The organism is Novosphingobium sp., from assembly GCF_037133355.1.
Taxonomy (GTDB): Bacteria; Pseudomonadota; Alphaproteobacteria; order Sphingomonadales; family Sphingomonadaceae; genus Novosphingobium.
This window is the reverse complement of record NZ_JBAXOI010000007.1, coordinates 18,678-41,923: the sequence shown is the minus strand read 5'-3', so window position 1 is coordinate 41,923 and position 23,246 is coordinate 18,678. Positions and strand designations below refer to the sequence as shown.

Below are 23,246 nucleotides of genomic sequence, written 5' to 3'. Positions count from 1 at the left end.
AGGAGCATGGCGGCGATCCGCGATGTAGGAAAATGAAAATGCGCACGGGTTGCATGGGCGGCCAGGATCGGGACGGTCTGTGGCCTGGAGGTGCGGGTGCTTGCGGCGTGCCCACCCCAAACCCCTCCCGCAAGCGGGAGGGGCTTTCTGCTGCTGATGTCAGGAAATGTTGTTGTCTATCGAAGCAGCTTTTCAGGTGCTGCCGTCCTCATTCTCTTCGGGAGCGGTGCTGCCTGCGCGGCTCGATTGGCCAAGTCGCGCTCGGCGTCGTTCGATATGGCGCATCGGCCAATCTAGTGCGTTGTCACGCATGACCCTGAGCAACACCAAAGTGATGACGAGCAGCAGCACGAGCGTGGTTTCGCCTGTGGTCGCCCCGGCGGACCAACCGCCGGCATAGAACAGGGGGATTGCCCAGACGGCAAGGCTCACCAGCGCGACCGACCGCCGAGGCTCGCGTGTGGCAAACCAGACAAACCAAGCGAGGGACAAAACAACAGCGGCCACGAGAATGCCCGCAAGCAGAGGGCGGTTCATAGACGGCAATCCCATTTATGAAATCAACATTTCCAATCCGCGATCACTGACTTCCCACCGGGTGTTCCCTCAGGTCTCACCTCCCCCGCCGCAGCAGATCCGCCAGATGTACCGGAAACGAGGCCGCCAGCGGGAGCGCGATCCATGGCCAGCTGGCACCGACGAGCGCGGCACGCAAGGCGAGCATCATGCAGGCGCCGGGGAGCAGCAGGAGGGCGACATCGATGGCGGGGCGGCCTCCCCTGAGCAGGATCAGCGCCTCGATTGCCAGCACCGCAAGCACGAGATCGGCGGCGTGGCCGCTGGCGAACAAGGTGGCGAGATCTGGCACTCAGCCTTCGGTTCCGGCTCGGCCCTGTGGCACCGCGGTGCCAGCACCCTTCGACAAGCTCCGGGTGAGCGGGCGTAGTGCGAGGTCCATAGTGGTTGTCAGAACGGCCCGTTGAGCTGGATCACCTGCCAGTTGAGCGCACCGGCGACCGAGACCCATGCCAGATAGGGCAGAAGCAGCAGCGCCGCGCCGCGCGAATGGCGGGCACAGGCTACGATCAGGACCGCGATCGACAGCCACAGCACCGCAAGCTCGACGATCGCCCAATCGGGGCGGCGCAACTGGAAGAACAGCACAGTCCAGCTCACGTTGAGCGCACCATTGATCGCGAAAAGGCCGATCAGCGTATCGGAGGTGCGGCTGTCCGGCGCGGCACGCCAGGCAGTCACGCCCGAGGCGGCGATCAGGGTGAACACCACCGTCCAGATCAGCCCGAAGGCCTGGGGTGGCGGGTTCCAGCTCGGCAGGCGAAGGCTCTCGTACCAGCCGGTCGTATCGGTCATCGTGCCGCCGACCCCGGCAACCACGACCGCCGCGATGGCGGCTATGGCAATCGGCAGTCCCCAGGGCCGGTTACCCAACGGGCTGTTCAAGGGTGCGCCGCCCGGAGACCAAGGAGATGCGCGGTATCCTTGAGGAAGATGCGCAAGTGCGCCATCGGATCGGCGCGGACCAGCTTCTTGTTCATGTAGGCCTGCCAGGTGAGCTTCTGCACATCGGGATCCGCGCACATCGCCACGAACCGCTCGCGGCGCTTGTCGCTCGAATACCAGAAATACTGCATGATACCCAGAATCCAGAACACGCGCCCATGCTCGCGAAGGAACGTGCGCCGGGCGGCTTTGAGCGCGCTGGGCTTGCCGGTCATGAGGAACTGGTGCGCTGCATTGGCAGCGTGGCGCCCGCAGGTCATCGCGTAGTAGATGCCCTCGCCCGAGGCCGGTGCGACCACGCCGGCCGCGTCGCCCGAGACAAGGACATCGCGCCCGTTGTCCCAACGCTTCAGGGGCTTCAGGGGAATGGGCGCGCCTTCGCTGCGCACGGTTTCGCAATCGGCAAGGCCCATTTCCTGGCGCATCGTGGCGACCGAGCCGCGCAGCGAGAAGCCCTTGTTGGCGCTGCCGACGCCGATGCTGGAGGTTTCGCCGTGCGGGAAGACCCAGCCGTAGAAATCCGGCGAGACGCGGCCCTGGTAGATCACGTCGCAGCGAGCGGGATCGAACCCGTGTTCGTTCGCGGGCGGTGACTTGATGATCTCGTGATAGGCGAAGACGCACTTGACGTTCTCGCTGCCGGGCAGGCTGTCGCGCGCGACGCCCGACCGCGCGCCGTCGGCGCCGATGATCAGGCGCGCACGAACGCGGTGCTCTGGCCCGCCGCGCGTTTCGCGGTAGACGACCACGGCGCCTTCAGCGCCGTCGCGCTCGATCCGCTCGAACGTGCCGGTGCGGCGCTCGGCCCCGACTTGCGCCGCGCGATTGCGCAGCCATTCGTCGAACACATCGCGGTCAACCATGCCGACATAGCCGATCTCGCCCACCGGCATATCGACCGCACGGTCGGACGGGGCGACCATGCGAGCCGACCGGGCGCGCGCCACAAGCAGGCTTTCGGGAATGGCGAACTCTTCCATCAGGCGCGGCGGGACCGCGCCGCCGCAGGGCTTGATCCGCCCGGCCCGGTCGAGCAGCATCACGGTATGGCCGATGCGCGCCAGATCAGCCGCAGCTGTGGCTCCGGATGGGCCGCCGCCCACGACGATGACATCGAATTCAGGTCCGCTCATGCTTCTGCCTCCCGCAAATTGATCGTCGCGCCGCCACCGGCCATGCGCGCCGCCATCACTGCCGCAGCCATGAACAGCATGGCTTCGATCGCAAAGATTGTCTGAAATGCGCGCCCGTCGCTCTCCGCATGGCGGGCCAGATCGACACCGACCGCGCCGGCTAGGCCGCCAAGGCCGAAGGCGACGCCCTGCGCCGCGCCCCATACGCCCATGCGCACACCGGTATCGGGCCGGCCGCCGGCTGCGCTGGCCGCGCCGGCAAGGCTCATCATCGCGCCGATGGCCGAGACCGCAAAGACGCCGTTGGCAAAGCCAAGCGCAGCGATATTGCCCGCCAGCGGCCAGCCGGGGCCGACCCCGGCGCCCACGGCAAGGCCCGCGAGCGCGAGCGCGGAGCCGACACAGCCTGCCGCGATCCAGCCCCGCAGCTCTCCCGCCATGCGGCCGCCAAACGCGCTGCCGCCGACACCCGCAACGATCATGCCCACAAGCACACCGCTGTGCTGGACCGCCGAGAGCGAAGTGGACTGCGCCGGGCTCATGCCGAAGACAAGGCCGGCGAACGGTTCGAGGATGAGATCCTGCATCGAATACGCAAGCATCGAGAGAAACACGAAGACCGTGAAGCGCCGTGCAGCCGGTTCGGCAAAGACGGCGCGCAGCGCGTCACCGAGGCTAAGCGCGGTTTCGGTTTCAAGCGCGGGCGCCAGCGGCGCGGCGCGATCGAGGCGGAAGGTGGCGGCGATGGTAAGCACGAGCGCGGCAAGGGCAATTCCGCCCGAAACCGTTACCAGGCGTCCCCAGGTGAAGGGTTCGAGCAGTGCCCCCGCCACGCCTGCCGACAGCACGATGCCCATCACCATCATGATCCAGGTGACAGCGGCTGCGGCTGCGCGGCGCTGCGGCGCGACACCGGCAGCGAGAAGCGCGAGGAGCGAGGTACCTGCTGCGCCCACGCCGCCGCCGATGAGCACGAACCCGGCGAGCGCCATGGCATTGGCAAGGAGCGGCTGCCCCGCGCCCAGCGGAAGGCTCAGGACCGCGAGCATCGCCCCGCCGCCCAGCACCGCGACGCCGCCGATGATCCACGGGGTGCGGGCATGGCCCCGATCCGAACCGTGGCCCCAGACGGGGCGCGCCAGCTGCACCGCATAGTGGACCGCCACGAGCCCGGCGGGGACGGCAGCGGCCATGCCGTATTCGACCACCATGACCCGGTTGAGCAGCGAGGTGGCGAGCATGACAATCGCGCCGATCGAAGCCTGCACCAGTCCGAGCCGGACGATCGCAAGCCAGCCGAAACCGGAAGGGCTGACCGGGCGCGCCATCACCAATGGCCGCCGAGGCCGCCGGCCGCAGCCAGCATCCCCAGAACATAGAGACTGACGCCCGTTGCCCCGTACCAGGGTGCGCGGGCGGCGGGATCAGCCAGCAAGCGCGGCATAAGCGCGAATTGCGCCGCAAGCACCAGCGCGACAATCACGGCAGAGAGCATCAGGCCGAGCTGCACGAGATAGATCGCGACGATCACTTGTGCCAGCGCCATGACCCCGCAGGCGAGGAGCGCCGCATTTCGCACGCCGAGCGTTACAGGGAGCGAGCGCACGCCGGTCTGCCGGTCGCCTTCCACCGCCTTGAAATCATTGAGCGTCATGATGCCGTGCGCGCCGATGCTGTAGAGCACGAGGACCACGAGCACCGGCGTGGGCGGCAGGGCATTGGCCATGACTGCGGCGCCGGTGAACCAGCTGAGGCCCTCATAGGTCAGGCCGACCAGCGCGGGGCCCCACCAGCCGCTCGCCTTGAGGCGGAAGGGCGGCGCGCTGTAGGCCCAGGCGGCGGCGAGCCCGACCACGGTTGCGACCACGACCCAAATGCCCAGCGCCGCCCCGACCGCCAGCGAGACGAGCGATCCGACGCATGCGATATAGAGACCCCAGCGGCCCGGGATGCGGCCCGAGGGAATCGGGCGGTTCGGTTCGTTGATCGCATCGACGTGGCGGTCGAACCAGTCGTTGATCGCCTGGCTGTTGCCGCAGACCAGTGGCCCTGCCAGCATGCCGCCCAGCACAATCGCGAACCAGTGCCCCGCAGCGGGTTGGCCCGACGAGACCACGCCGCACATGAAGGCCCAGATCGGCGGAAACCAAGTGATCGGCTTGAGCAGCTCCAGCACGTCGCGCAGGGCGGGACGGCGGATGGTCGAGACCATTGGCGGGGCCGAAGTGGCGGGCTGCGTCATGCCCGAAACGTATGGTTGACACTAGCAAGTGTCAATGGATTCTTACACTTGGTGCGGGAAGCTAGTCGCCCTCGCCAACCAGGTTGCCAAGGCCGTAGCGGTGGAGCTTCGAATAGAGGCTCTGGCGGCTGAGGCCGAGGATTTCGGCCGCAGAAGCGCGGTTGTCCGAGGTGTAGGCAAGGGCCGCCTCGATGCAGAGGCGCTCGATCAGGTCGGTGCTTTCGCGCACGATTTCCTTGAGCGAGGCGCGGCCGACGAGTTCGGTCAGCTGCTCGACCGAACGTGGCAGATCGAGCGGCGTGGGCGGCAGATCGCGCAGGCGGCGCCCGATCTCGCGGATGGCAAAGCCATAGCAGGGCGAGTCGCCCGAAGTGCGCACAGCCGAAAGCTCGACCGGCTCTTCCAGTTCGGACCCTTGCGCGCGCACCACGGTGCTGACGTTGCGGGCAAGGCCGTATTTGGTGAGCTGGCCCTCGATCAGATCGAGGTCGATGCCCGGGCGGCCGACGAACTCACCAAGCGGACGGCCGCGGATCTGATCGAGCGAGGCGGCGCGGGCGAGTTCGAGGAAAGCGATGTTGGCCGCGATGATGCGCATGCGCGCATCGGCGACGACGAAGGCATCGGGCATGCGCTCGACAATATCGAGCAGCGTGGCGGCGCCTTCGGGCGTGCGCGCGGTCGCGGTGCCGAGGCGGACGAGCAGGTAACGTCCACCGAGCTGGCGGAAGCCCGTCGCCGTGATCGTGAGCTGCTGGCGCGCCCGCTCGAGCTCGACCGCGAGCGGCGAGACTTCGGACGTGGTGAGCACCGCGCCGAGATAGGCGATCAGCGCATCGCGCGAGCTGCGGGCGACGAGCCCGGTGAGCTTGGCGCCAACCAGGCTGCCGGGGCGCGCTTCCAGCAGGGCATGCGCGGCGGGATTGGCTTCCTGGATGCGGTGGCTGTCCGCCTCGACAAGCAGCACCGGCTCGGTCGAAAGATCGAACAGCAGGCGGTAGCGTGTCTCGATCTGGCGCAGGCGCATGTAGTCGCGTTCGAGCGACTGCTGGGCCTGGAGCAGGCGCTGCTGCAGCACCACGGCATGGCGCATGTCGCGCCCGACCGCGATGAGGCGCTGGCCTCCGTCGAGGCTGATCACGAGATAGCGCACCGGAATGTCGCCGGCCGGGCTGGTGTGATTGATCTGGCGCCAGCGGCTACTTGCCCCGCCCACCTCGACCAGCAGCATGTCCCTGACCTTGCTGCGGCTTTCGACGGTTACCGCGGCTTCGAACGGGTGGCCGATCCAGCTGTCACAGCCGGGAAAATCCTGCCGGTTGGCCGCCACATCGAGAATACGGCCATCAGGATCGAGGGAAAGGGTGACATCGCCGGCGGCCAGCACAAGACGCAAGGCGTCTGCCGGCCCAAGCGACTCGAACGCGGCTTCTCGTCGGGTAAAAAGCGTCTTGTCCGCAAGGGCGCGTTCGGGCTCTACCACCGTGGAACCGGCCCTAGCCGGCGTTCACGATCTGGCGCCCGACCGCGCCGACCAACCGGTTGGCGAGAGCAAGCGCTCCGGGGGCATCCATTGCGGACCCATCGGCTCCGGCTTCGATCGCAAGTGCCGGATTGGCATTAACTGCTTGTCCACCGACCAGAATACTAACATCTTGGCACATGGACACGCTTCGGATCGCCTTGATGGTTCTTGCGAGGGATTCGGTAGTCACATCGCAAGATACGGTCAAGCCGACGAGATCATAAGCCTTGTTGGCAACTTTAGCGATCAGCTGCCGCATTTCCGGGGCAACCAGAACCTCGCTGTCCCAAGCGGCGCGAACGAACACTTCGTGTACCATTGTGGCACCAAAGCTGTGCTGTTCTCCGGGCATCGGGGCGAACAGGGCGCGGCGCGGTGCGCTGAGCGGGCCGGTGATGATCGGGCTGCCCCAGGCGATTTCGCGCATCACTTCCTGCAACCGCCAGAGACCGATCGTGACGTCGAGGAAGTCGCACGCGTCCTCTTCCCACAGTTCACCCAGACGGCGCGCTGCGGGCGCGAGAAGATCTACAAAGACGGCATCGATGCCGATCCCACGGTCGAGATACTGCTCGACATGGACGAGCAGTTCATCAGCTTGAAGCACAAGCGGCAGCGCCGCGAATGTGGCGAGGTCGTCCGGGGTAATCACCCCGCCGCCCGCGACAGGCAGGCGGCCCGGGCGCAAACGGTGCGCAACAAGCAACTGCGGAATGATCTCACCCTCGATCAGGGTGCTGAGCGCCGCGATGGACCTGCCGCGCTGGCGCCTTGGGGCGTTGGACCGACCACCGCCGGAACCGTCACCCTTGCGGCGATCGCTCACCTGCTTGGCGCCGACCTGTTTGGCATTGGCATGCTTGATTGCGTGTTCATCATGCGAGGCGGGCTGCTCCGCAGTTCGGGGCCCTGGCCCACTCTTACCTACCGCCAAGTCCATGTCAGACTCTCCCGCCTGCCGCGGCACAAACGACCGCTCGGGGATAGGGGTAAACGACACTCCGACTCTGTCCCGTCCCCAAGACGTAACTCCAATCGGGGGCCTTGGCAAACCCTATGATGTCAATTTTTCTTGTCGTCCAAATTTATTGACAGTCCGTTGGAACGAGTCGTAAGCTGCTGGTTGCGAAGAGGATGGGGCACACCAGAATGTCGGAAGGTCGTATGCAGGCGCTGCGCGGAACTGGGTCCGGATCGGACCACCGGCAGAATGCTCGCGAACCGCTCCAGACGGGGCCTTCCCTCTATACGCCCGAAGAGCAGCGGCGCCGCGACGAAACCGTCTGGACGCTGGTGCAAGGCCTGCTGGCACCCTTCCAGTTCGTGGTGTTTCTGGTCAGCCTGGTGCTGGTGCTGCGCTGCCTCTTTACCGGTGAAGGCGCCTTTGCCGCCGATCTCTCGGTCATCGCCAAGACGCTCACCCTCTACACGATCATGGTCACCGGCTCGATCTGGGAGAAGGTGGTCTTCGGCAAATGGCTCTTTGCCCCCGCGTTCTTCTGGGAGGACGTGGTCTCGATGCTCGTGATTGCGCTGCACACGGTCTATCTCGTGATGCTGCTGGGCAAGATCGGCACGGTCGAGGCCCGCCTTACCGTCGCGCTCGCGGCCTACCTCACCTACGTCGTCAACGCCGTGCAGTTCGTGCTGAAGCTGCGGGCCGCGCGGCTGCAGGCGAGGGCCACGGCGCTGCCCGGCCAGATCGCGGGGATCGCCGCATGAGCCCCGCCCAGGCCCTGGCCGCAGCCGAGAACCCGCGCGATGGCGGCCTTTCCGTACTGCGCGAGCGCGGCCAGCGCGAAGTGTTCTGCGGGCTGACCGGGATCGTCTGGCTGCATCGCAAGATGCAGGACGCCTTCTTCCTTGTCGTCGGCTCACGCACTTGCGCCCACCTGCTGCAATCGGCGGCGGGCGTGATGATCTTTGCAGAGCCGCGCTTTGCGACAGCAATCATCGAAGAGCGCGATCTCGCGGGCCTTGCCGATTGCCACGCCGAGCTCGACCGCGTGGTCGACCGGCTGCTGGCCCGCCGGCCTGAAATCCGCACGCTGTTCCTCGTCGGCTCGTGCCCCAGCGAAGTGATCAAGCTCGATCTGGGCAATGCCGCGCAGCGCCTCGGCGGCAAGCACATGCGCAGCGAGACCAGCGAGGGCGTGCGCATCCTCGCTTATTCCGGCAGCGGGATCGAGACGACCTTCACCGAGGGCGAGGACGCCTGCCTGACTGCGCTTGTGCCGGAAATGCCCGAAGCGGCCCCGGATGCGGCGCCCGCGCTGGTGCTCGTCGGCGCGCTGCCCGATATCGTCGAGGACCAGTTCCTGCGCCTCTTCGCCGAGCTGGGCATTGCCCGCGTCGGCGTGCTGCCCGCGCGCCGCGCCGGGCAGCTTCCGGCAGTCGGACCGAACACCCGCTACCTCCTCGCGCAGCCCTTCCTTGGTGAAACCGCCCGTGCGCTGGAAGACCGGGGCGCGGTGCGGATCGATGCGCCCTTCCCCTTCGGCGCCGACGGCACTGCAGCGTGGCTTTCAGCCGCCGCCGCCGCCTTCGGCATAGACGAGATGCACGTCAACCGCGTGATCGCTCCGGGCCGTGAACGCGCCAAGCGTTCGCTGGAGCGCTATCGCCCCCTGCTTGAGGGCAAGCGCATCACCTTTCTGCCGGATTCGCAGCTGGAAATCCCGCTTGCCCGGTTCCTCGCCACCGAACTGGGCATGATCCCGGTTGAAGTCGGCACGCCCTACCTGCACCGCGCGCACCTTGCCGCAGACCTTGCCGGCCTGCCCGAGGGGACGCGGATCAGCGAGGGCCAGGACGTCGAGCGCCAGCTCGACCGCGTCCGCGCCGACCGGCCCGACCTCACCGTCTGCGGGCTGGGCCTTGCCAATCCGCTCGAGGCCGAGGGCCTTGCCACCAAGTGGTCGATCGAACTGGTGTTCTCACCGGTTCACGGCTTCGATCAGGCGGGTGACCTCGCCGAACTGTTCGCCCGGCCGCTGCGCCGCCGCGACGTGCTGAGGATCTAGGCCCATGCAACTCGCCGTCTGGACCTATGAAGGACCGCCGCATGTCGGCGCCATGCGGGTCGCAACGGCGATGCGCGGCGTGCACTATCTGCTCCATGCGCCGCAGGGCGATACTTACGCGGACCTTCTTTTCACGATGATCGAGCGGCGCAGTGCCCGCCCGCCCGTGACCTACACCACGTTCCAGGCCCGAGATTTGGGCAAGGATACCGCAAGCCTGTTCCAGGACGCGGCGCGCGATGCGGTCGAGCGGTTCAAGCCCGAAGCACTGCTGGTCGGCGCCTCGTGCACGGCCGAACTGATCCAGGACGATCCGGCCGGCCTTGCCTTCAACATGGGCCTGTCCTGCCCGGTGATCCCGCTCGAACTGCCCAGCTACCAGCGCAAGGAAAACTGGGGCGCTGCTGAAACGTTCTACCAGATCGTGCGCAGCCTTGCCGATACCTCGGTGCGCCCCGCCCCGCGCGAAGGCCGCCGCCCGCGCGTCAATCTGCTTGGCCCCGCCGCTCTGGGCTTCCGCCACCGCGACGATGTGCGCGAAATCCGGCGCATTCTCGACCTTCTCGGCATCGACGTACACCTGGTCGCTCCGCTTGGCGCCTCACCGAGCGATATCAAGACCATCGGCGCGGCCGATTTCAACATCGTGCTCTATCCCGAGATCGGGGACGAGGCGGCGCGCTGGCTCGACAAGACCTTCGCCCAGCCGGCGATCCGCACCGTGCCGATCGGTGTCGGCGCAACGCGCGCCTTCATCGCCGAGGTCGCCGCGCTCGCCGGGGTCGATCCGGCGCCCGCACTCGATGACCCCTCCTCGCGCATGCCGTGGTGGAGCCGCTCGGTCGATTCGACCTACCTGACGGCCAAGCGCGTCTTCATCTTCGGCGATGCCACTCATGCCGTCGCCGCCGCGCGCATCGCGCATGAAGAGCTTGGTTTCACGGTCTGCGGCCTCGGTTGCTACAACCGCGAATTCGCCCGCGACATTCGCAATGCTGCCAAGGAATACGGGGTCGAACCGCTGATCACCGACGATCACCTCGTCGTCGAGGAAGCGATTGCCGCCGCCGCGCCCGAGCTCGTGCTCGGCACGCAGATGGAACGGCATATCGCAAAGCGTCTCGGCGTGCCCTGCGCGGTGATTTCCGCGCCGGTCCACGTGCAGGATTTCCCCGCGCGCTTCAGCCCGCAGATGGGTTTCGAAGGCGCCAACGTGATCTTCGACACCTGGGTGCATCCGTTGGTCATGGGGCTGGAGGAGCACCTCCTCACCATGTTCCGCGACGACTTCGAGTTCAGCGACAGTGCCGGGCCCTCGCACCTGCACGGCTCGGCTCCGGCGACCCGCGAGACCGCGGCGGCTGCGGCACCGGCGGGCGATATCCTTCTGGCAGAGCCGGTCGCAGCGGCTCAGGCCGAAGACGGCGAGCCGGGCTGGACCGACGAGGCGACGCGCGAACTGCGCAAGATTCCGTTCTTCGTGCGCGGCAAGGCCAAGCGCAACACCGAGAAGTACGCGAACGATATGGGCCTGGCGGCTATCACGCTCGACACGCTCTACGAGGCAAAAGCCCACTATGCGCGGTAAGGCTCCCCTCACCACCCCGGATACACCGGTCCGTGTGGTCGTCATCACGCTCGACAACCACCTCTCGGGCGCGTTCCAGCGCGCGCAGGGGCAGTTCGCGCGGGCCGGGACGGGCGTCTCGATCGGCTTCCACGCCGCAGCCGACTGGGAAGAGAAGCCCGGCACGCTCGATGCCGCGCGCGAGGACATTGCCCAGGCCGACATCATCCTGTGCACGATGCTCTTCCTCGAGGACCATATCCGCGCGGTGATGCCTGCGCTCGAGGCCCGGCGCGAGCATTGCGACGCCATCGTCGGCCTCATGTCTGCGGGCGAAGTGGTCAAGCTCACCCGCATGGGCGACTACCGCATGGACAAGCCCGCCACGGGCATGATGGCGCTGCTCAAGAAGCTGCGCGGCTCGGGCAAGCCGGGTGCAAGCTCGGGCAAGGGCCAGATGGCCATGCTGCGCCGCCTGCCCAAGCTCTTGAAATACGTGCCCGGCACCGCGCAGGACGTGCGCGCCTACTTCCTGACGCTGCAATACTGGCTGGCGGGCAGCGACGACAACGTGGTGGACATGATCCGCGCGCTGATCGACCGCTATGCTTGCGGCGAGCGCGCTGCCCTGCGCGGCGCGATGAAGGCCGAAGCGCCGCGCGAATATCCCGAAGTCGGGGTCTATCACCCGGCGATGACCCCGCGCATGTCGGCGACGGCGGCGGCGCTGCCCAAGGCGACTGGCACGCGCGGCACGGTGGGCCTGCTCATGCTGCGCTCCTACGTGCTGGCAAAGGATGCGCGCCATTATGACGGCGTGATCGCGGCGATGGAGGCCAAGGGTCTCAACGTGATCCCGGCCTTTGCGGGCGGGCTCGACGGGCGCCCTGCGATCGAGCAGCTGTTCATGAAGGACGGCAAGGCCACGGTCGATGCGGTGGTCAACCTCACCGGATTCAGCCTCGTCGGCGGCCCGGCCTACAACGACACGGCTGCGGCCGAGGCCATTCTGGCGAAGCTGGACCGCCCCTATATCGCCGCGCATCCGGTCGAGTTCCAGACGCTGCAGGCCTGGGGCGCGAACCCGCAGGGGCTGTTGCCGCTGGAATCGACGATGATGATCGCGATCCCCGAGCTTGACGGCGCGGTGCAGCCGATGGTCTTCGGCGGCCGTTCGGACGGCAGCGGCGAGGCCTGCACCGGCTGCACGCGTGGCTGCACCTTTGCCGGCGCCGAAACAACCGGCGTGCGGCAGATGGAAAGCTGCGCCGAACGCGCCGAGACACTCGCCGCGCGCGTGGTCAAGCAGATCGATCTCGCCCGCGCGGCGGCAGACGAACGGCGCGTGGCCGTGGTCCTGTTCAACTTCCCTCCGGGTGCGGGCGCGGCCGGCACGGCGCAGTTCCTCAGCGTGTTCGAATCGCTCCACGCGACGCTGCAGCGGCTGGCGGCGGAAGGTTACCGCGTCGAAGTGCCGGAGAGCGTCGACGCGTTGCGCGAGGCGATCCTTGGCGGCAATGCCGCGCGCTATGGCACCGAGGCCAATGTCCATGCCCGCGTCACCGCCGACTCGATCGTGTCGCGCGAGACCTGGCTTGCCGAAATCGAGGCTTCGTGGGGCCCCGCCCCGGGCAAGCTGCAATCGGATGGCAGCGCGGTGCAGATCCTTGGCGCGCAGTTCGGCAATGTCTTCGTCGGCATCCAGCCCGCCATCGGCATCGAAGGCGATCCGATGCGCCTGCTGTTCGAGGGCCGGTTCGCCCCGAGCCACGCCTTCGCCGCGTTCTACCGCTGGCTGCGCGAGGATTTCCAGGCCCATGCAGTGCTGCACTTCGGCACGCATGGCAGCCTTGAATTCATGCCCGGCAAGCAGACCGGCCTTACCGCTGAATGCTGGCCGGATCGCATGATCGGCGATCTGCCCAATATCTACCTCTACGCCGCCAACAACCCTTCCGAAGGCGTGCTGGCCAAGCGCCGCTCGGGCGCGACGCTGGTGAGCTATCTCACCCCCGCCCTCACCCGCTCGGGCGTCTACAAGGGCCTCGCCGACCTCAAGGCCTCGGTCGAGCGCTGGCGCTCGCTGCCCCCGGGCGACGAGCAGGCCGGGCTTCTGGCCGAACTGATCGCCGAACAGGCCGGAACGCTCGATCTTGATGGCAGCGACGTGCCCGCCCTTGCCGCCCGGCTCTACGAGATCGAGCGTGAACTGATCCCGCAGGGGCTCCACGTGGCGGGGCTGGCCGCGAGCCGCGAGGAGCGCATCGACATGGTCCGCGCCTCCGCCGAGGCCCGCGGACACCCTCTTTCGCCCGAAACGGCCGAAGCGCTGGTCGACGGCAAGCTGCGGCTCGACAGCCCGCTGCTGAAGGAAATGGCCGCGCTCAACACCGCGCTTTCCTCCAACCACGAACTCGACGGCATTGTCCGCGCCCTCGCCGGCCGGTTCATCCGCCCCGTCTCGGGCGGCGACGTGCTGCGCGCGCCGGAAATTCTGCCCACGGGTCGCAACATCCACGGCTTCGATCCGTTCCGCCTGCCTTCGGCCTTTGCGGTAAAGGACGGCGCGGAGCAGGCGAAGAAGCTGCTCGAGCGCAGCATGGCCGATTCCGGCCACCTGCCCGAAACCGTCGCGATGGTGCTGTGGGGCACCGACAACCTCAAGAGCGAAGGCGCGCAGATCGCGCAGGTCCTCGCGCTGCTCGGTGCGCGGCCCCGTTTTGACAGCTACAGCCGCCTTGCCGGTGCGGAGCTCGTGCCGCTGGAAGAACTCGGCCGCCCGCGGATCGACGTGATCGCGACGCTTTCGGGCGTGTTCCGCGACTTGCTGCCGCTGCAGACGCGCATGCTCGCCGAAGCTGCGCTGCTTGCCGCGAGTGCTGACGAGCCGCTGGAACTCAACTTCGTGCGGGCCCACGCCATCGCCCACCAGAACGAGCATCAGTGCGATTTCGAGACCGCTGCGCTGCGCGTGTTCTCGAATGCGCAGGGGGCCTATGGCGCCAACGTCAACCTGATGATCGACAATGGCGCCTGGACCGATCCGGACGAACTGGCCGACAGCTTCGAACGCCAGAAGGGCTATGCCTACGGGGTCAAGGGCGTGCCCGTGCGGCAGGCCGCAATCCTTGCGTCGGCGCTCAAGACGGTCGATTGCGCTTACCAGAACCTCGAAAGCGTCGAGCTCGGCATCACCTCGATCGACCAGTATGTCGATGCGCTGGGCGGCATCAGCCGCGCCGTGACCCGCGCCAAGGGCGGCGAGACCGCGCCGGTCTATATCGGCGACCAGACCCAGGGCGCGGGCAAGGTGCGCAGCCTGCAGGAACAGGTCGCGCTCGAAACCCGCACCCGCATCCTCAATCCCGTCTGGACCGAAAGCCTGCTGCGCCACGGCTATGAAGGCGTGCGGGCGATCGAGGGTCATGTCACCACCACGATGGGCTGGTCGGCCACCACCGGCGAAGTCGATCCCTGGGTCTACCAGCGTATCAGCGAAACCTATGTCCTCGATCCGGCGATGCGCGAACGCATGGCCGCGCTCAATCCGCGTGCCTCGGCCCGCGTTGCGAACCGCCTGATCGAAGCTGTCGAGCGCCAGTACTGGGCGCCCGACGAAGCCACTCTCGCAGCCCTCCACGCCGCAAGCGACGAACTCGAGGACCGCCTGGAAGGCGTCATCCCCGAGGGTGTCGTGGCCGTCGCGGCATAAAGGAAAACACACATGGCGCTTCTCGATCCCCCCGTCAGAAAGCCCGATGGCGACGGTTCCGTGCAGGTCCGGCTCGATCCTGCAGACCGCATCGGCAATGCCAAGGTCTTTGCCGTCTACGGCAAGGGCGGCATCGGCAAGTCGACCACCTCGTCGAACCTTTCCGCCGCCTTCTCGATGCTCGGACACCGCGTGCTGCAGATCGGCTGCGATCCCAAGCACGATTCGACCTTCACGCTCACCAAGAAGCTGATGCCGACGGTGATCGACGTGCTCGAAACCGTGGAATTCCACGCCGAGGAACTGCGGCCCGAGGACTACATGTTCGAAGGCTTCAACGGGGTGATGTGCGTCGAGGCAGGCGGTCCGCCGGCGGGCACCGGCTGCGGCGGCTATGTCGTGGGACAGACGGTGAAGCTCCTCAAGCAGCATCACCTCCTGGAAGACACTGACGTCGTGATCTTCGACGTGCTGGGCGACGTGGTCTGTGGCGGGTTTGCCGCCCCGCTCCAGCATGCCGAACGCGCGATCATCGTGACGGCGAACGACTTCGACAGCATCTTCGCGATGAACCGCATCGTCGCGGCCATCAACGCCAAGTCCAAGAACTATGACGTGCGGCTTGCCGGCGTCGTAGCCAACCGTTCGGCCAATACCGACGAGATCGACCGCTTCAACACCGCCACCGGACTGAAGCGCCTCGCGCACTTCCAGGATCTCGATGCGATCCGCCGCTCGCGGCTCAAGAAGTGCACGCTGTTCGAAATGCCCGACAGCCCGGACGTTATCGCCGCGCGCGAGGAATACCTCAATCTTGCCCGCGCGCTCTGGGCCGGAGCTCCTGCCCTTGATGCGCAGGCGATGAAGGACCGCGACATCTTCGACTTCCTGGGGTTCGAATAATGGCGACGCGCGCACCTTCCGGCTTCGATCACCACGGCAAGCGCTTCGAGCAGCAGCGCGACAAGCTGACGACGTATTTCGACAGCACTGCGCGCAAGGCGTGGATCGACCTGACGTCGGACGCCAAGGTCAGCGGCATCCGTGCCACAGTGCGCGCGGGCCGCGATTCGATGCGCGATGTGCTGCTGAGCTGGCTGCCGCATGACCTGCGCCGCACCCGCGTGCTCGATGCCGGCTGCGGAACCGGCGCGCTCAGCGTGCTGGCCGCGCGCCGCGGCGCCGAAGTGGTCGGCGTCGATGTGGCAGGCGGCCTCGTCGCCATTGCCAAGGAGCGCCAGCCCTCGTTTCTCGGTCACGGCCGCATCCACTGGCGCGTGGGGGACATGCTTGATCCCGCACACGGCCGCTTCGACCATGTCGTCGCGATGGACTCGCTGATCCACTACCGGCCGGAAGACATTGTCGCGACGCTGGTCTCGCTGGCAGAGCGCTGCGATCACTCGATCGTGTTCACCCATGCGCCGGCCACCCCGATGCTGCGGGCCATGCACACCATGGGCCTGCTCTTCCCGCGCAGCGACCGCGCGCCGGCGATCGTGCCCGTCAGCGAACCGCACCTCGTGCGCCTGATCGGCGCCGCGCTGCCAGGCTGGCGCGTGGCGCGCCGCCAGCGGATCGGCCGCGGCTTCTACATTTCCAACGCTCTTGAACTGGTGCGCGACTGACAATGAGCGGCAGCCCCGCCCTTGTTGAAACGCCCGGACAGGGCCGCATGGCGCGCATTGCGGGCCAGTGGACGCGCGTTGCATTGACCTGGCTGCCCTTCTCCGATGCCGCGACTGCGGAATTGCCGCTCTCGCGTCTGCTGCGGCTTGCGCTGTTTCAGGTGAGCGTGGGCATGGCGACGGTGCTGCTGAACGGCACGCTCAACCGCGTGATGATTGTCGAGCTGCACACCCCGGCCTGGCTCGTTTCAATGCTCATCGCGATGCCGCTTCTCTTCGCGCCGCTGCGCGCGCTGATCGGCCACAAGTCCGACACCCACCGCTCGGTGCTCGGCTGGCGGCGCGTGCCCTATATCTGGTTCGGCACGCTGATGCAGTGGGGCGGTCTGGCGATCATGCCGTTCGCGCTGTTGCTCATGAGCGAAGCGCGCACGTTCTATACCGGCCTCATCGGCGGCGCGCTTGCCTTTGTGTTCACGGGCGCGGGGCTTCACGTCACACAGACTGCGGGCCTTGCCCTCGCCACCGATCTTGCCCGGCCCGACAAGCGCCCTCGTGCGGTCGCCCTCCTCTACGTCATGCTGCTCATCGGCATGATGGTCTCGGCCTTCGTGATCGGCGGCCTGCTCGTTCCGTTCAGCCCCACCCGGCTCGTTCAGGTGATCCAGGGCGCGGCGGTGATCACTCTGGTGCTCAATATCGTCGCGCTGTGGAAGCAGGAGGGCCGCAACCCGGGTGCCACCGCACATGACCGCGAGAAGCCTGCCTTCAGCGATGTGTGGCGCAGCTTCGTGGCCGAGCAATACACCGTGCGTCTGCTCTGTGCGATCGGGCTTGGCGCGGCGGCATTTGCCATGCAGGACGCGCTGCTCGAGCCTTATGGCGCGGAAGTTCTGGGCCTGACCGTAGGCGCGACGACCATGCTCACCGGCTCCTGGGCGATGGGGGCAATCCTCGGCTTCTCGATCTCGACGCGGGTGCTGGAGCGCGGCTTTGATCCGCTGCGCCTCGCCGGTGGCGGGCTTGTGTGCGGCATCTGCGCCTTCATGCTCGTGCTGCTGGCCGCCCCGCTGGTCGCGCCGCAGTTGCTGGCGATCGGGGCCGGCGCGATCGGCTTTGGCATCGGCCTGTTCTCGGTCGGCACGCTGATCGCGGCCATGTCGCTTGCAGAGCGCGGCGATTCCGGTGTGGCGCTTGGCGCTTGGGGCGCGGTGCAGGCCACTGCGGCGGGCACGGCCCTCGCGGTCGGGGGCATCCTGCGCGATACCGTAGCGTTGCTCGGCGGTGGCGCTGGCGGCCGCGCGGCGGGCTATGCCACGGTCTACAGCCTTGAAATTCTGATGCTTATTGCCGCGCTGGTGGTCCTTGGGCCGCTGGCGGGCAAACGCATCGGCATCGGCGGAGAACTGCCCAGCGGGCAGATGGTGCTGCCCGAGTTTCCGACATGATTGAGTTTCGCGTGAAGAGTTTGGTGGCGGTGGGGAATGCGGCCTCCGGGGCCCTGATCCGGGAAAGGAAAGTTCGATGAAAAGCGCATATATTGTTGGCTCGATTGACGTGGCGGAGCTTACGCTCGCAGCGTTTTTCCTTTTCTTCGTGGCCTTGATCTTCTGGCTGCGCCGGGAAGACCGGCGCGAGGGATATCCGCTCGAGCACGAAATCAGCGGCATTATCGAAAGCGTCGGCGGTCCGCTGTCGACCGCGCTGCCAAAGCGCTTCCTGCTGCCCTTTGATCGCGGAACCGTAGTCGCACCCGTCGGCCGCGCCGAAGGCCGCGAGCCGGTGGACATCGCGGCCAAGCGCTTCGAGAACTTCCCCGGGGCGCCCTATGTACCCACCGGCAATCCGCTGGCCGACGGCGTGGGCCCCGCAGCCTACGCCAACCGCGCCAAGTGGCCCGATCAGGACGCACATGGCCGTCCGCGCATCGTGCCGCTTTCGAGTGAGCCCCACATCTCGGTGTGGAGCGGCAGCCACGATCCGCGCGGCATGCAGGTCATTGCGGCTGACGGCAAGGTTGCCGGTACCGTCACCGAACTGTGGGTCGATCGCGCCGAGCACCAGATCCGCTACCTTGCGGTCGAAACACCGGGTGGCAAGACCGTTCTCGCCCCGATGGCCATGGCCAGCGTGAGCGCGCGCGGCGTCAGCATCACGGCGATCAACGCGGCCGACTACGAAGGCGTGCCGCAACTCGAAACCGCAGGCGAGATCACCCGCTACGAGGAAGAGCGCGTGATCGGTTACTTCGGCGGCGGCTATCTCTATGCCAACGCCGGCCGTCAGGAGCCGATCCTGTGAGGGAGCACGAAATCGAGCCAATCCGCGGCCTGCCGGGTGATCTGCCTCCAGGTGAGGCGATCCTCTGGCAGGGCACACCGGATGCCATGGTGTTCGCTCGCAGCGCGCTCAAGACACGCTGGATCGGTGCGTACTTCACCGTGCTCGTGGCCTGGGCGCTGGTCAGCGGTACACCGCTCGGCGCGCTGATTACGGCCGGCTTCGGGCTGCTCACAGTCGGCCTCGCCTATGGCTTCGCCCTGCTCGTGGCGCGCAGCACGGTCTATACGATCACCAATCGCCGGGTTGTGCTGCGTATCGGCGTCGCGCTCAGCAAATGCATCAACCTGCCGCTGACCAAGCTGGCCTCGGCCGACTTGCGTGGGCTCGGCGGCAAGACCGGCGATATCGCGCTGGTTCCGCTGGGGCCGAGCATGCTTGGCTACGCGATGCTCTGGCCGCATGCCCGGCCGCTGCGCTTCGCCGCACCCCAGCCCATGCTGCGTGCGCTCCCCGATGCAGCCGAAGCGGCCGGCATTCTCGCGCGGGCAGCCGCCGCGATCGTGCCGGTGCAGCAGCGCAGCGAAGCGGTCCCTGCCGCAGCAGCGCCGCGGCCCGTACTCGGCGCAAGAGAGGCAGCAGCATGAGCCTGGCTCACGATCACGAACAGACAATCCCCAAGCACGCCGTGGCTTCGGCTGCAATCCTCGTGCTGACCGCGATCGCGCTCACCGCGCTGGTCAAGGTCGGGGTGCTGAACCGCGAGGCAGTACCAGCCGCCGCGAGGACCGAGGCGCATGTCGCCCCGACCGAGGTGCGGATGCTGTCCTTCACCGACCGCGGTGACGGCGCCGTCGTGGTACGCGACACTTCGACCGGCGAGATCGTGCGCGTGCTACTCGACGGCGTTCCCGGCAACGGCTTCGTGCGCGGCGTGATGCGCGGCATGGCGCGCGAGCGGCACATGCGCGGGGTCGGCATGGCCCCGCCCTTCACCCTGACGCTGTGGCGCAACGGCACGCTCAGCCTTGAAGACAAGGCAACCGGCCGCTCGATCGAGCTCGGCTCGTTCGGACCCGATAATCGCGAGGCCTTTTCCGTGATGCTCAAGGGAGCGGCACGCTGATGGGTTCGAGCCGCTTCGATACTCCCTGCCGGATCGAGATCGAGCAGACTGCCGAGCAGTTCCATGCGCATGTGCGCCTGGCCGGCGATATCGAGCTCCAGCCCGGTGACCGCGTGATGGTTCATGGCGCGCCGATCCGCGTTGACTTCGGTCAAAGCCTTGCGATCGACCGGATGGCAACCGTCACGCGGGCAGGTCCGCTTGTCAGGCTCTGGATCAAGCTTGCCGCCTATCTCGACCTTACCGAACTCTATGAAGTCAGCTTCACGCCCGGGAGACTGTCATGAACGCCCCTACCAGGATCGACCCGAACTCGTCCGAGCACGAGGAGTTCAGCCGCGCGGCAGCGGCAGCCGGCCTCGACATCGACAACGGCAGCAGCGCCAAGCTTGACACGATGGCCATGGCGCGCGCCGAAACGGTGCTGAGCCCCCGTTTCTACACCACCGACTTTACCGCGCTCGATGCGATCGACGTTTCACCGGTGCGCGCCGAGTGGGATGACCTGATCGCCGAGATGCAGGCGGACCGCAACAAGCTGCACTTCAAGCGCACGGAGAGCTTCGAGGGGATCATCGAAGGGCTCGAGCCCGCCCTGCGCGAGGAGTTCACCGACTTTCTCGTCAGCTCGATGACCTCTGAGTTTTCCGGCTGCGTGCTCTATTCCGAAATGGCGCGGCGCACGCGCAATCCGGATATGAAGATGCTGTTCAAGCTGCTCGCACGCGATGAAAGCCGCCATGCCGGGTTCATCAACGAGACGCTGAAGGATGCCGGGATCGGCGTCGACCTCGGCTTTCTGACGAAATCGAAGAAGTACACCTACTTCAAGCCGAAGTTCATCTGGTACGCGGTATATCTCTCTGAAAAGATTGGCTATGCCCGGTACATCACGATCTACCGGCACCTTGCGAAGCACCCGGAGTACCGCTTCCACCCGATCTTCTCGTGGTTCGAGGAATGGTGCAACGACGAGTTCCGCCACGGCGAGGCGTTTGCCCTGCTCATGCGCGCAGACCCCAAGCTGCTGACCGGCCTAAACCGGCTGTGGATCCGCTTCTTCCTGCTTTCGGTCTACGCCACGATGTATGTGCGCGATCATGCCCGGCCGGTGTTCCATGCCGCGTTGGGGGTCGATCCGACCGAGTATGACTACAAGGTCTTCTCGGTCTGCACTGCGATCACCCGCCAGGTGTTCCCGATCGAGCTGGAAACCGATGATCCGGCCTTCCGCCGCCGCATGGATGACCTGCTGCAGGCCAGCAATCGCATCGCCGCCGGCAAGGCGCGCGGCGGGGTGGTCGGCGCGTTCCAGCGCTACACCGGCGTCGCCGCTGCCGGGCTCGCGTTTGCACGGATGTACTTCCATCGCACCCGGGAAAACGCGCTGCCTGCTTCGGTGAGGATGCAGCCTTCGTGGTAAGCTTTTCCGGCCACGCCGTGCCCATGGTGGTTACGCTGCTCGTGTGGTTTTTCGCCACCGGGTTGATCGCGTGGCTGGACAACCGCGACCGGGCAACGTTTCCGCGCAGCCTCGCGCTGGCCGGAGCCGGCGGCGTTGCCGGGCTGATCGCGGTCGTGGTGGGCTCGGTCATGCCGACTATGGCCGGGGCCTATATCGGCTTCGTCGGCGCGCTGATGGTGTGGTCTTGGCATGAGGCGAGCTTCCTGATGGGCGCGGTTGCCGGCCCCCGGCGCGAGCCGAGCAACCCTGCCGCGCGCGGCTGGGACCGCTTCATCGATGCAGGGTCCACGCTGATCTACCACGAGATCGCACTTGCGCTCACCGCGCTCATGCTGCTCTCGCTGGGCTGGAATTCGCCCAACCCCACGGGCGCAGAGATCTTCGTGCTGCTTTTCGCGCTGCGCCTCACCAGCAAGCTCACGCTGTTTGCCGGGGTGCCGAACAAGATCGGCGACCTGCTGCCGCCGCACCTCGAATATCTGTGCAGCTATTTCGGCCCGCGCCACTTCTCGGCTGTGCTGGGCTGCGCGCTGGTCGCCACCACCGGGCTTGCCTGGGCGCTGGGCGCATCGGCGCTCGCCGCGCCGGCCGGCAGCCCGGAGGCGGTGCGCGCCAGCCTGCTTTTCGCGTTTGCCGCCCTGGGCGCCATCGAACACGTGTTTCTCGCCTTGCCGTTTCGCGACGGTGCCTTGTGGAAGTGGGCGCTGCCCCGCCGACACGATCATTTGGGTGCCTGAGCGTTCGGGCCGGAATTATAAAGGGAAGGGGTATCTTGGCCATGGATTATGAGGCCTTTTTTGCAGGGGAACTCGAGGGCATCCGGGGCGAGGGGCGCTACCGCGTCTTCGCCGAACTGGAGCGCCATCGCGGCTCCTTCCCCAAGGCGACACGCCATGTGGACGGCGGCACGCAGGAAGTGACCGTCTGGTGTTCGAACGACTACCTCGGCATGGGCCAGCATCCCAAGGTGCTTGAGGCGATGCACACCGTGATCGACGAATGCGGCGCAGGGGCCGGCGGCACGCGCAACATTTCGGGCACAAACCGCCACCACGCGCTGCTCGAAGCCGAACTCGCCGATCTGCACGGCAAGGAAAACGCGCTGCTGTTCACATCGGGCTATGTCTCGAACTGGGCGGCGCTGGGCACGCTCGCCGCGCGTCTGCCGGATTGCGTCGTGTTCTCGGACGCGGGCAACCATGCCTCGATGATCGAGGGCATCCGCCACAGCAAGGCCGAGCGCGTGATCTGGAATCACAACGACTGGCGCGACCTTGACCGCAAGCTGTCGCAGGTCGCCCCCGGCCGCGCCAAGCTGGTCGCGTTCGAGAGCGTCTATTCGATGGACGGCGACATCGCCCCGATCCGCGAGATCGTCGAAGTGTGCGAGGCGCATGGCGCGCTGTCCTACATCGACGAAGTTCACGGCGTCGGCCTCTATGGCCCGCGCGGCGGCGGCGTGGCCGAGCGCGATGGCCTCATGGACCGGATCGACGTGATCGAGGGCACGCTGGGCAAGGCCTTCGGCGTGATGGGCGGCTATATCGCGGCCTCGACGGCGCTGTGCGACTATGTCCGCAGCTTCGCCTCGGGCTTCATCTTCACCACCGCCCTGCCCCCGGCGCTCGCCGCCGGCGCCTGCGCCAGCATCAAGCACCTCAAGGTGAGCGGCTACGAACGCGCCCGCCACCGCGACCGCGTGAGCAACGTGCGCCGCAAGCTGAACGCGCTGGGCATCCCGCACCTCGACAACCCGAGCCACATCATCCCGGTGATGGTAGGCGACGCGCGCAAGTGCAAGATGATCAGCGACTGGCTGCTCGACAACCACGGCATCTACGTCCAGCCGATCAACTATCCCACCGTGCCGCGCGGCACCGAGCGCCTGCGCATCACGCCCTCACCCGTCCACACCGACGGCGATATCGACCGGTTGCTGGAAGCGCTGAGCGACATCTGGTCGCAGTGCGAGCTGGCGCGGCGCAGCCACGCGGCTTGAGGTGAGCTGAAAGAATGAGCCCGGC

The 23,246-nt window shown here is 66.9% G+C and carries 22 protein-coding genes; 14 read left to right on the top strand and 8 right to left on the bottom strand.

The window, feature by feature from the left end:
* Positions 1-192 precede the first annotated feature (192 nt).
* The 8 genes from WCL10_RS08920 to WCL10_RS08885 form a co-directional block, all read right to left on the bottom strand.
* Complete coding sequence (locus WCL10_RS08920) at positions 193-537, bottom strand: hypothetical protein (protein WP_336895280.1); 345 nt, start codon at positions 535-537, stop codon at positions 193-195.
* A 76-nt stretch (positions 538-613) separates the two neighbouring features.
* Entirely contained in the window at positions 614-868 is a 255-nt protein-coding gene (locus WCL10_RS08915; protein ID WP_336895279.1) for a hypothetical protein, read from the bottom strand.
* A gap of 98 nt (positions 869-966) precedes the next feature.
* On the bottom strand, positions 967-1,461 hold the full coding sequence (locus WCL10_RS08910) for a TspO/MBR family protein (protein WP_336895278.1): 495 nt from the start codon (positions 1,459-1,461) through the stop codon (positions 967-969).
* Positions 1,458-2,654: a geranylgeranyl diphosphate reductase gene (locus WCL10_RS08905; RefSeq protein WP_336895277.1), complete on the bottom strand. Its 1,197-nt coding sequence runs from the start codon at positions 2,652-2,654 to the stop codon at positions 1,458-1,460. The genes WCL10_RS08910 and WCL10_RS08905 overlap by 4 nt, the downstream gene beginning before the upstream one ends.
* Positions 2,651-3,982 (bottom strand): BCD family MFS transporter, encoded by a 1,332-nt coding sequence (locus WCL10_RS08900; RefSeq protein ID WP_336895276.1) that lies wholly within the window; start codon positions 3,980-3,982, stop codon positions 2,651-2,653. Before WCL10_RS08900 ends, WCL10_RS08905 begins: the two co-directional genes overlap by 4 nt.
* The gene (chlG, locus tag WCL10_RS08895; RefSeq protein WP_336895275.1) at positions 3,982-4,896 is read right to left on the bottom strand and encodes a chlorophyll synthase ChlG; all 915 of its coding nucleotides are present in this window, start codon (positions 4,894-4,896) and stop codon (positions 3,982-3,984) included. The genes WCL10_RS08900 and chlG overlap by 1 nt, the downstream gene beginning before the upstream one ends.
* Positions 4,897-4,957: 61 nt before the next feature.
* Complete coding sequence (gene ppsR, locus WCL10_RS08890; protein ID WP_336895274.1) at positions 4,958-6,379, bottom strand: transcriptional regulator PpsR; 1,422 nt, start codon at positions 6,377-6,379, stop codon at positions 4,958-4,960.
* 13 nt (positions 6,380-6,392) lie between these two features.
* On the bottom strand, positions 6,393-7,421 hold the full coding sequence (locus WCL10_RS08885) for a cobalamin B12-binding domain-containing protein (RefSeq protein WP_336895273.1): 1,029 nt from the start codon (positions 7,419-7,421) through the stop codon (positions 6,393-6,395).
* Positions 7,422-7,570: 149 nt separating this feature from the next.
* On the opposite strand from WCL10_RS08885, the gene bchF reads away from it, so the two are divergent.
* From bchF to hemA, 14 genes are all read left to right on the top strand, one after another.
* Positions 7,571-8,143: a 2-vinyl bacteriochlorophyllide hydratase gene (gene bchF / locus WCL10_RS08880; RefSeq protein WP_336895272.1), complete on the top strand. Its 573-nt coding sequence runs from the start codon at positions 7,571-7,573 to the stop codon at positions 8,141-8,143.
* Entirely contained in the window at positions 8,140-9,444 is a 1,305-nt protein-coding gene (locus WCL10_RS08875) for a ferredoxin:protochlorophyllide reductase (ATP-dependent) subunit N (protein WP_336895271.1), read from the top strand. The genes bchF and WCL10_RS08875 overlap by 4 nt, the downstream gene beginning before the upstream one ends.
* A gap of 4 nt (positions 9,445-9,448) precedes the next feature.
* The gene (gene bchB / locus WCL10_RS08870; protein ID WP_336895270.1) at positions 9,449-11,032 is read left to right on the top strand and encodes a ferredoxin:protochlorophyllide reductase (ATP-dependent) subunit B; all 1,584 of its coding nucleotides are present in this window, start codon (positions 9,449-9,451) and stop codon (positions 11,030-11,032) included.
* Complete coding sequence (locus tag WCL10_RS08865; protein WP_336895269.1) at positions 11,022-14,723, top strand: magnesium chelatase subunit H; 3,702 nt, start codon at positions 11,022-11,024, stop codon at positions 14,721-14,723. The genes bchB and WCL10_RS08865 overlap by 11 nt, the downstream gene beginning before the upstream one ends.
* 12 nt (positions 14,724-14,735) lie before the next feature.
* Positions 14,736-15,626 (top strand): ferredoxin:protochlorophyllide reductase (ATP-dependent) iron-sulfur ATP-binding protein, encoded by an 891-nt coding sequence (gene bchL, locus WCL10_RS08860; protein WP_336895268.1) that lies wholly within the window; start codon positions 14,736-14,738, stop codon positions 15,624-15,626.
* Positions 15,626-16,351, top strand: a complete 726-nt coding sequence (gene bchM / locus WCL10_RS08855) for a magnesium protoporphyrin IX methyltransferase (RefSeq protein ID WP_336895267.1) — start codon at positions 15,626-15,628, stop codon at positions 16,349-16,351. The genes bchL and bchM overlap by 1 nt, the downstream gene beginning before the upstream one ends.
* A gap of 47 nt (positions 16,352-16,398) precedes the next feature.
* Positions 16,399-17,799: a BCD family MFS transporter gene (locus tag WCL10_RS08850; RefSeq protein ID WP_336895408.1), complete on the top strand. Its 1,401-nt coding sequence runs from the start codon at positions 16,399-16,401 to the stop codon at positions 17,797-17,799.
* A 76-nt stretch (positions 17,800-17,875) separates the two neighbouring features.
* Positions 17,876-18,652 (top strand): photosynthetic reaction center subunit H, encoded by a 777-nt coding sequence (gene puhA / locus WCL10_RS08845; RefSeq protein WP_336895266.1) that lies wholly within the window; start codon positions 17,876-17,878, stop codon positions 18,650-18,652.
* Positions 18,649-19,278 carry a photosynthetic complex putative assembly protein PuhB gene (gene puhB, locus WCL10_RS08840; protein WP_336895265.1) on the top strand — a complete coding sequence of 210 codons (630 nt, stop codon included), beginning with the start codon at positions 18,649-18,651 and terminating at the stop codon, positions 19,276-19,278. The genes puhA and puhB overlap by 4 nt, the downstream gene beginning before the upstream one ends.
* Positions 19,275-19,757, top strand: a complete 483-nt coding sequence (gene puhC, locus WCL10_RS08835) for a photosynthetic complex assembly protein PuhC (RefSeq protein ID WP_336895264.1) — start codon at positions 19,275-19,277, stop codon at positions 19,755-19,757. The genes puhB and puhC overlap by 4 nt, the downstream gene beginning before the upstream one ends.
* Entirely contained in the window at positions 19,757-20,044 is a 288-nt protein-coding gene (locus tag WCL10_RS08830) for a hypothetical protein (RefSeq protein WP_336895263.1), read from the top strand. The genes puhC and WCL10_RS08830 overlap by 1 nt, the downstream gene beginning before the upstream one ends.
* A gap of 110 nt (positions 20,045-20,154) precedes the next feature.
* Positions 20,155-21,180, top strand: coding sequence for a magnesium-protoporphyrin IX monomethyl ester (oxidative) cyclase (gene acsF, locus WCL10_RS08825; protein WP_336895407.1), 1,026 nt, complete (start codon positions 20,155-20,157; stop codon positions 21,178-21,180).
* Entirely contained in the window at positions 21,174-21,959 is a 786-nt protein-coding gene (puhE, locus tag WCL10_RS08820) for a putative photosynthetic complex assembly protein PuhE (protein ID WP_336895262.1), read from the top strand. Before acsF ends, puhE begins: the two co-directional genes overlap by 7 nt.
* A 41-nt stretch (positions 21,960-22,000) precedes the next feature.
* On the top strand, positions 22,001-23,221 hold the full coding sequence (hemA, locus tag WCL10_RS08815) for a 5-aminolevulinate synthase (RefSeq protein ID WP_336895261.1): 1,221 nt from the start codon (positions 22,001-22,003) through the stop codon (positions 23,219-23,221).
* The last annotated feature ends 25 nt before the right edge of the window (positions 23,222-23,246 follow it).

Excerpts from the sequence above, each read along its gene's own strand:
- chlG (WP_336895275.1), bottom strand. The coding sequence starts at position 4,896 with ATGACGCAGCCCGCCACTTCGGCCCCGCCAATGGTCTCGACCATCCGC.
- WCL10_RS08900 (WP_336895276.1), bottom strand. The coding sequence starts at position 3,982 with ATGGCGCGCCCGGTCAGCCCTTCCGGTTTCGGCTGGCTTGCGATCGTC.
- hemA (WP_336895261.1), top strand. The coding sequence starts at position 22,001 with ATGGATTATGAGGCCTTTTTTGCAGGGGAACTCGAGGGCATCCGGGGC.
- WCL10_RS08850 (WP_336895408.1), top strand. The coding sequence starts at position 16,399 with ATGGCGCGCATTGCGGGCCAGTGGACGCGCGTTGCATTGACCTGGCTG.
- puhA (WP_336895266.1), top strand. The coding sequence starts at position 17,876 with ATGAAAAGCGCATATATTGTTGGCTCGATTGACGTGGCGGAGCTTACG.
- bchF (WP_336895272.1), top strand. The coding sequence starts at position 7,571 with ATGTCGGAAGGTCGTATGCAGGCGCTGCGCGGAACTGGGTCCGGATCG.
- bchM (WP_336895267.1), top strand. The coding sequence starts at position 15,626 with ATGGCGACGCGCGCACCTTCCGGCTTCGATCACCACGGCAAGCGCTTC.
- WCL10_RS08875 (WP_336895271.1), top strand. The coding sequence starts at position 8,140 with ATGAGCCCCGCCCAGGCCCTGGCCGCAGCCGAGAACCCGCGCGATGGC.
- acsF (WP_336895407.1), top strand. The coding sequence starts at position 20,155 with ATGGCCATGGCGCGCGCCGAAACGGTGCTGAGCCCCCGTTTCTACACC.
- bchL (WP_336895268.1), top strand. The coding sequence starts at position 14,736 with ATGGCGCTTCTCGATCCCCCCGTCAGAAAGCCCGATGGCGACGGTTCC.
- WCL10_RS08830 (WP_336895263.1), top strand. The coding sequence starts at position 19,757 with ATGGGTTCGAGCCGCTTCGATACTCCCTGCCGGATCGAGATCGAGCAG.
- WCL10_RS08865 (WP_336895269.1), top strand. The coding sequence starts at position 11,022 with ATGCGCGGTAAGGCTCCCCTCACCACCCCGGATACACCGGTCCGTGTG.
- WCL10_RS08920 (WP_336895280.1), bottom strand. The coding sequence starts at position 537 with ATGAACCGCCCTCTGCTTGCGGGCATTCTCGTGGCCGCTGTTGTTTTG.
- puhC (WP_336895264.1), top strand. The coding sequence starts at position 19,275 with ATGAGCCTGGCTCACGATCACGAACAGACAATCCCCAAGCACGCCGTG.
- WCL10_RS08905 (WP_336895277.1), bottom strand. The coding sequence starts at position 2,654 with ATGAGCGGACCTGAATTCGATGTCATCGTCGTGGGCGGCGGCCCATCC.
- bchB (WP_336895270.1), top strand. The coding sequence starts at position 9,449 with ATGCAACTCGCCGTCTGGACCTATGAAGGACCGCCGCATGTCGGCGCC.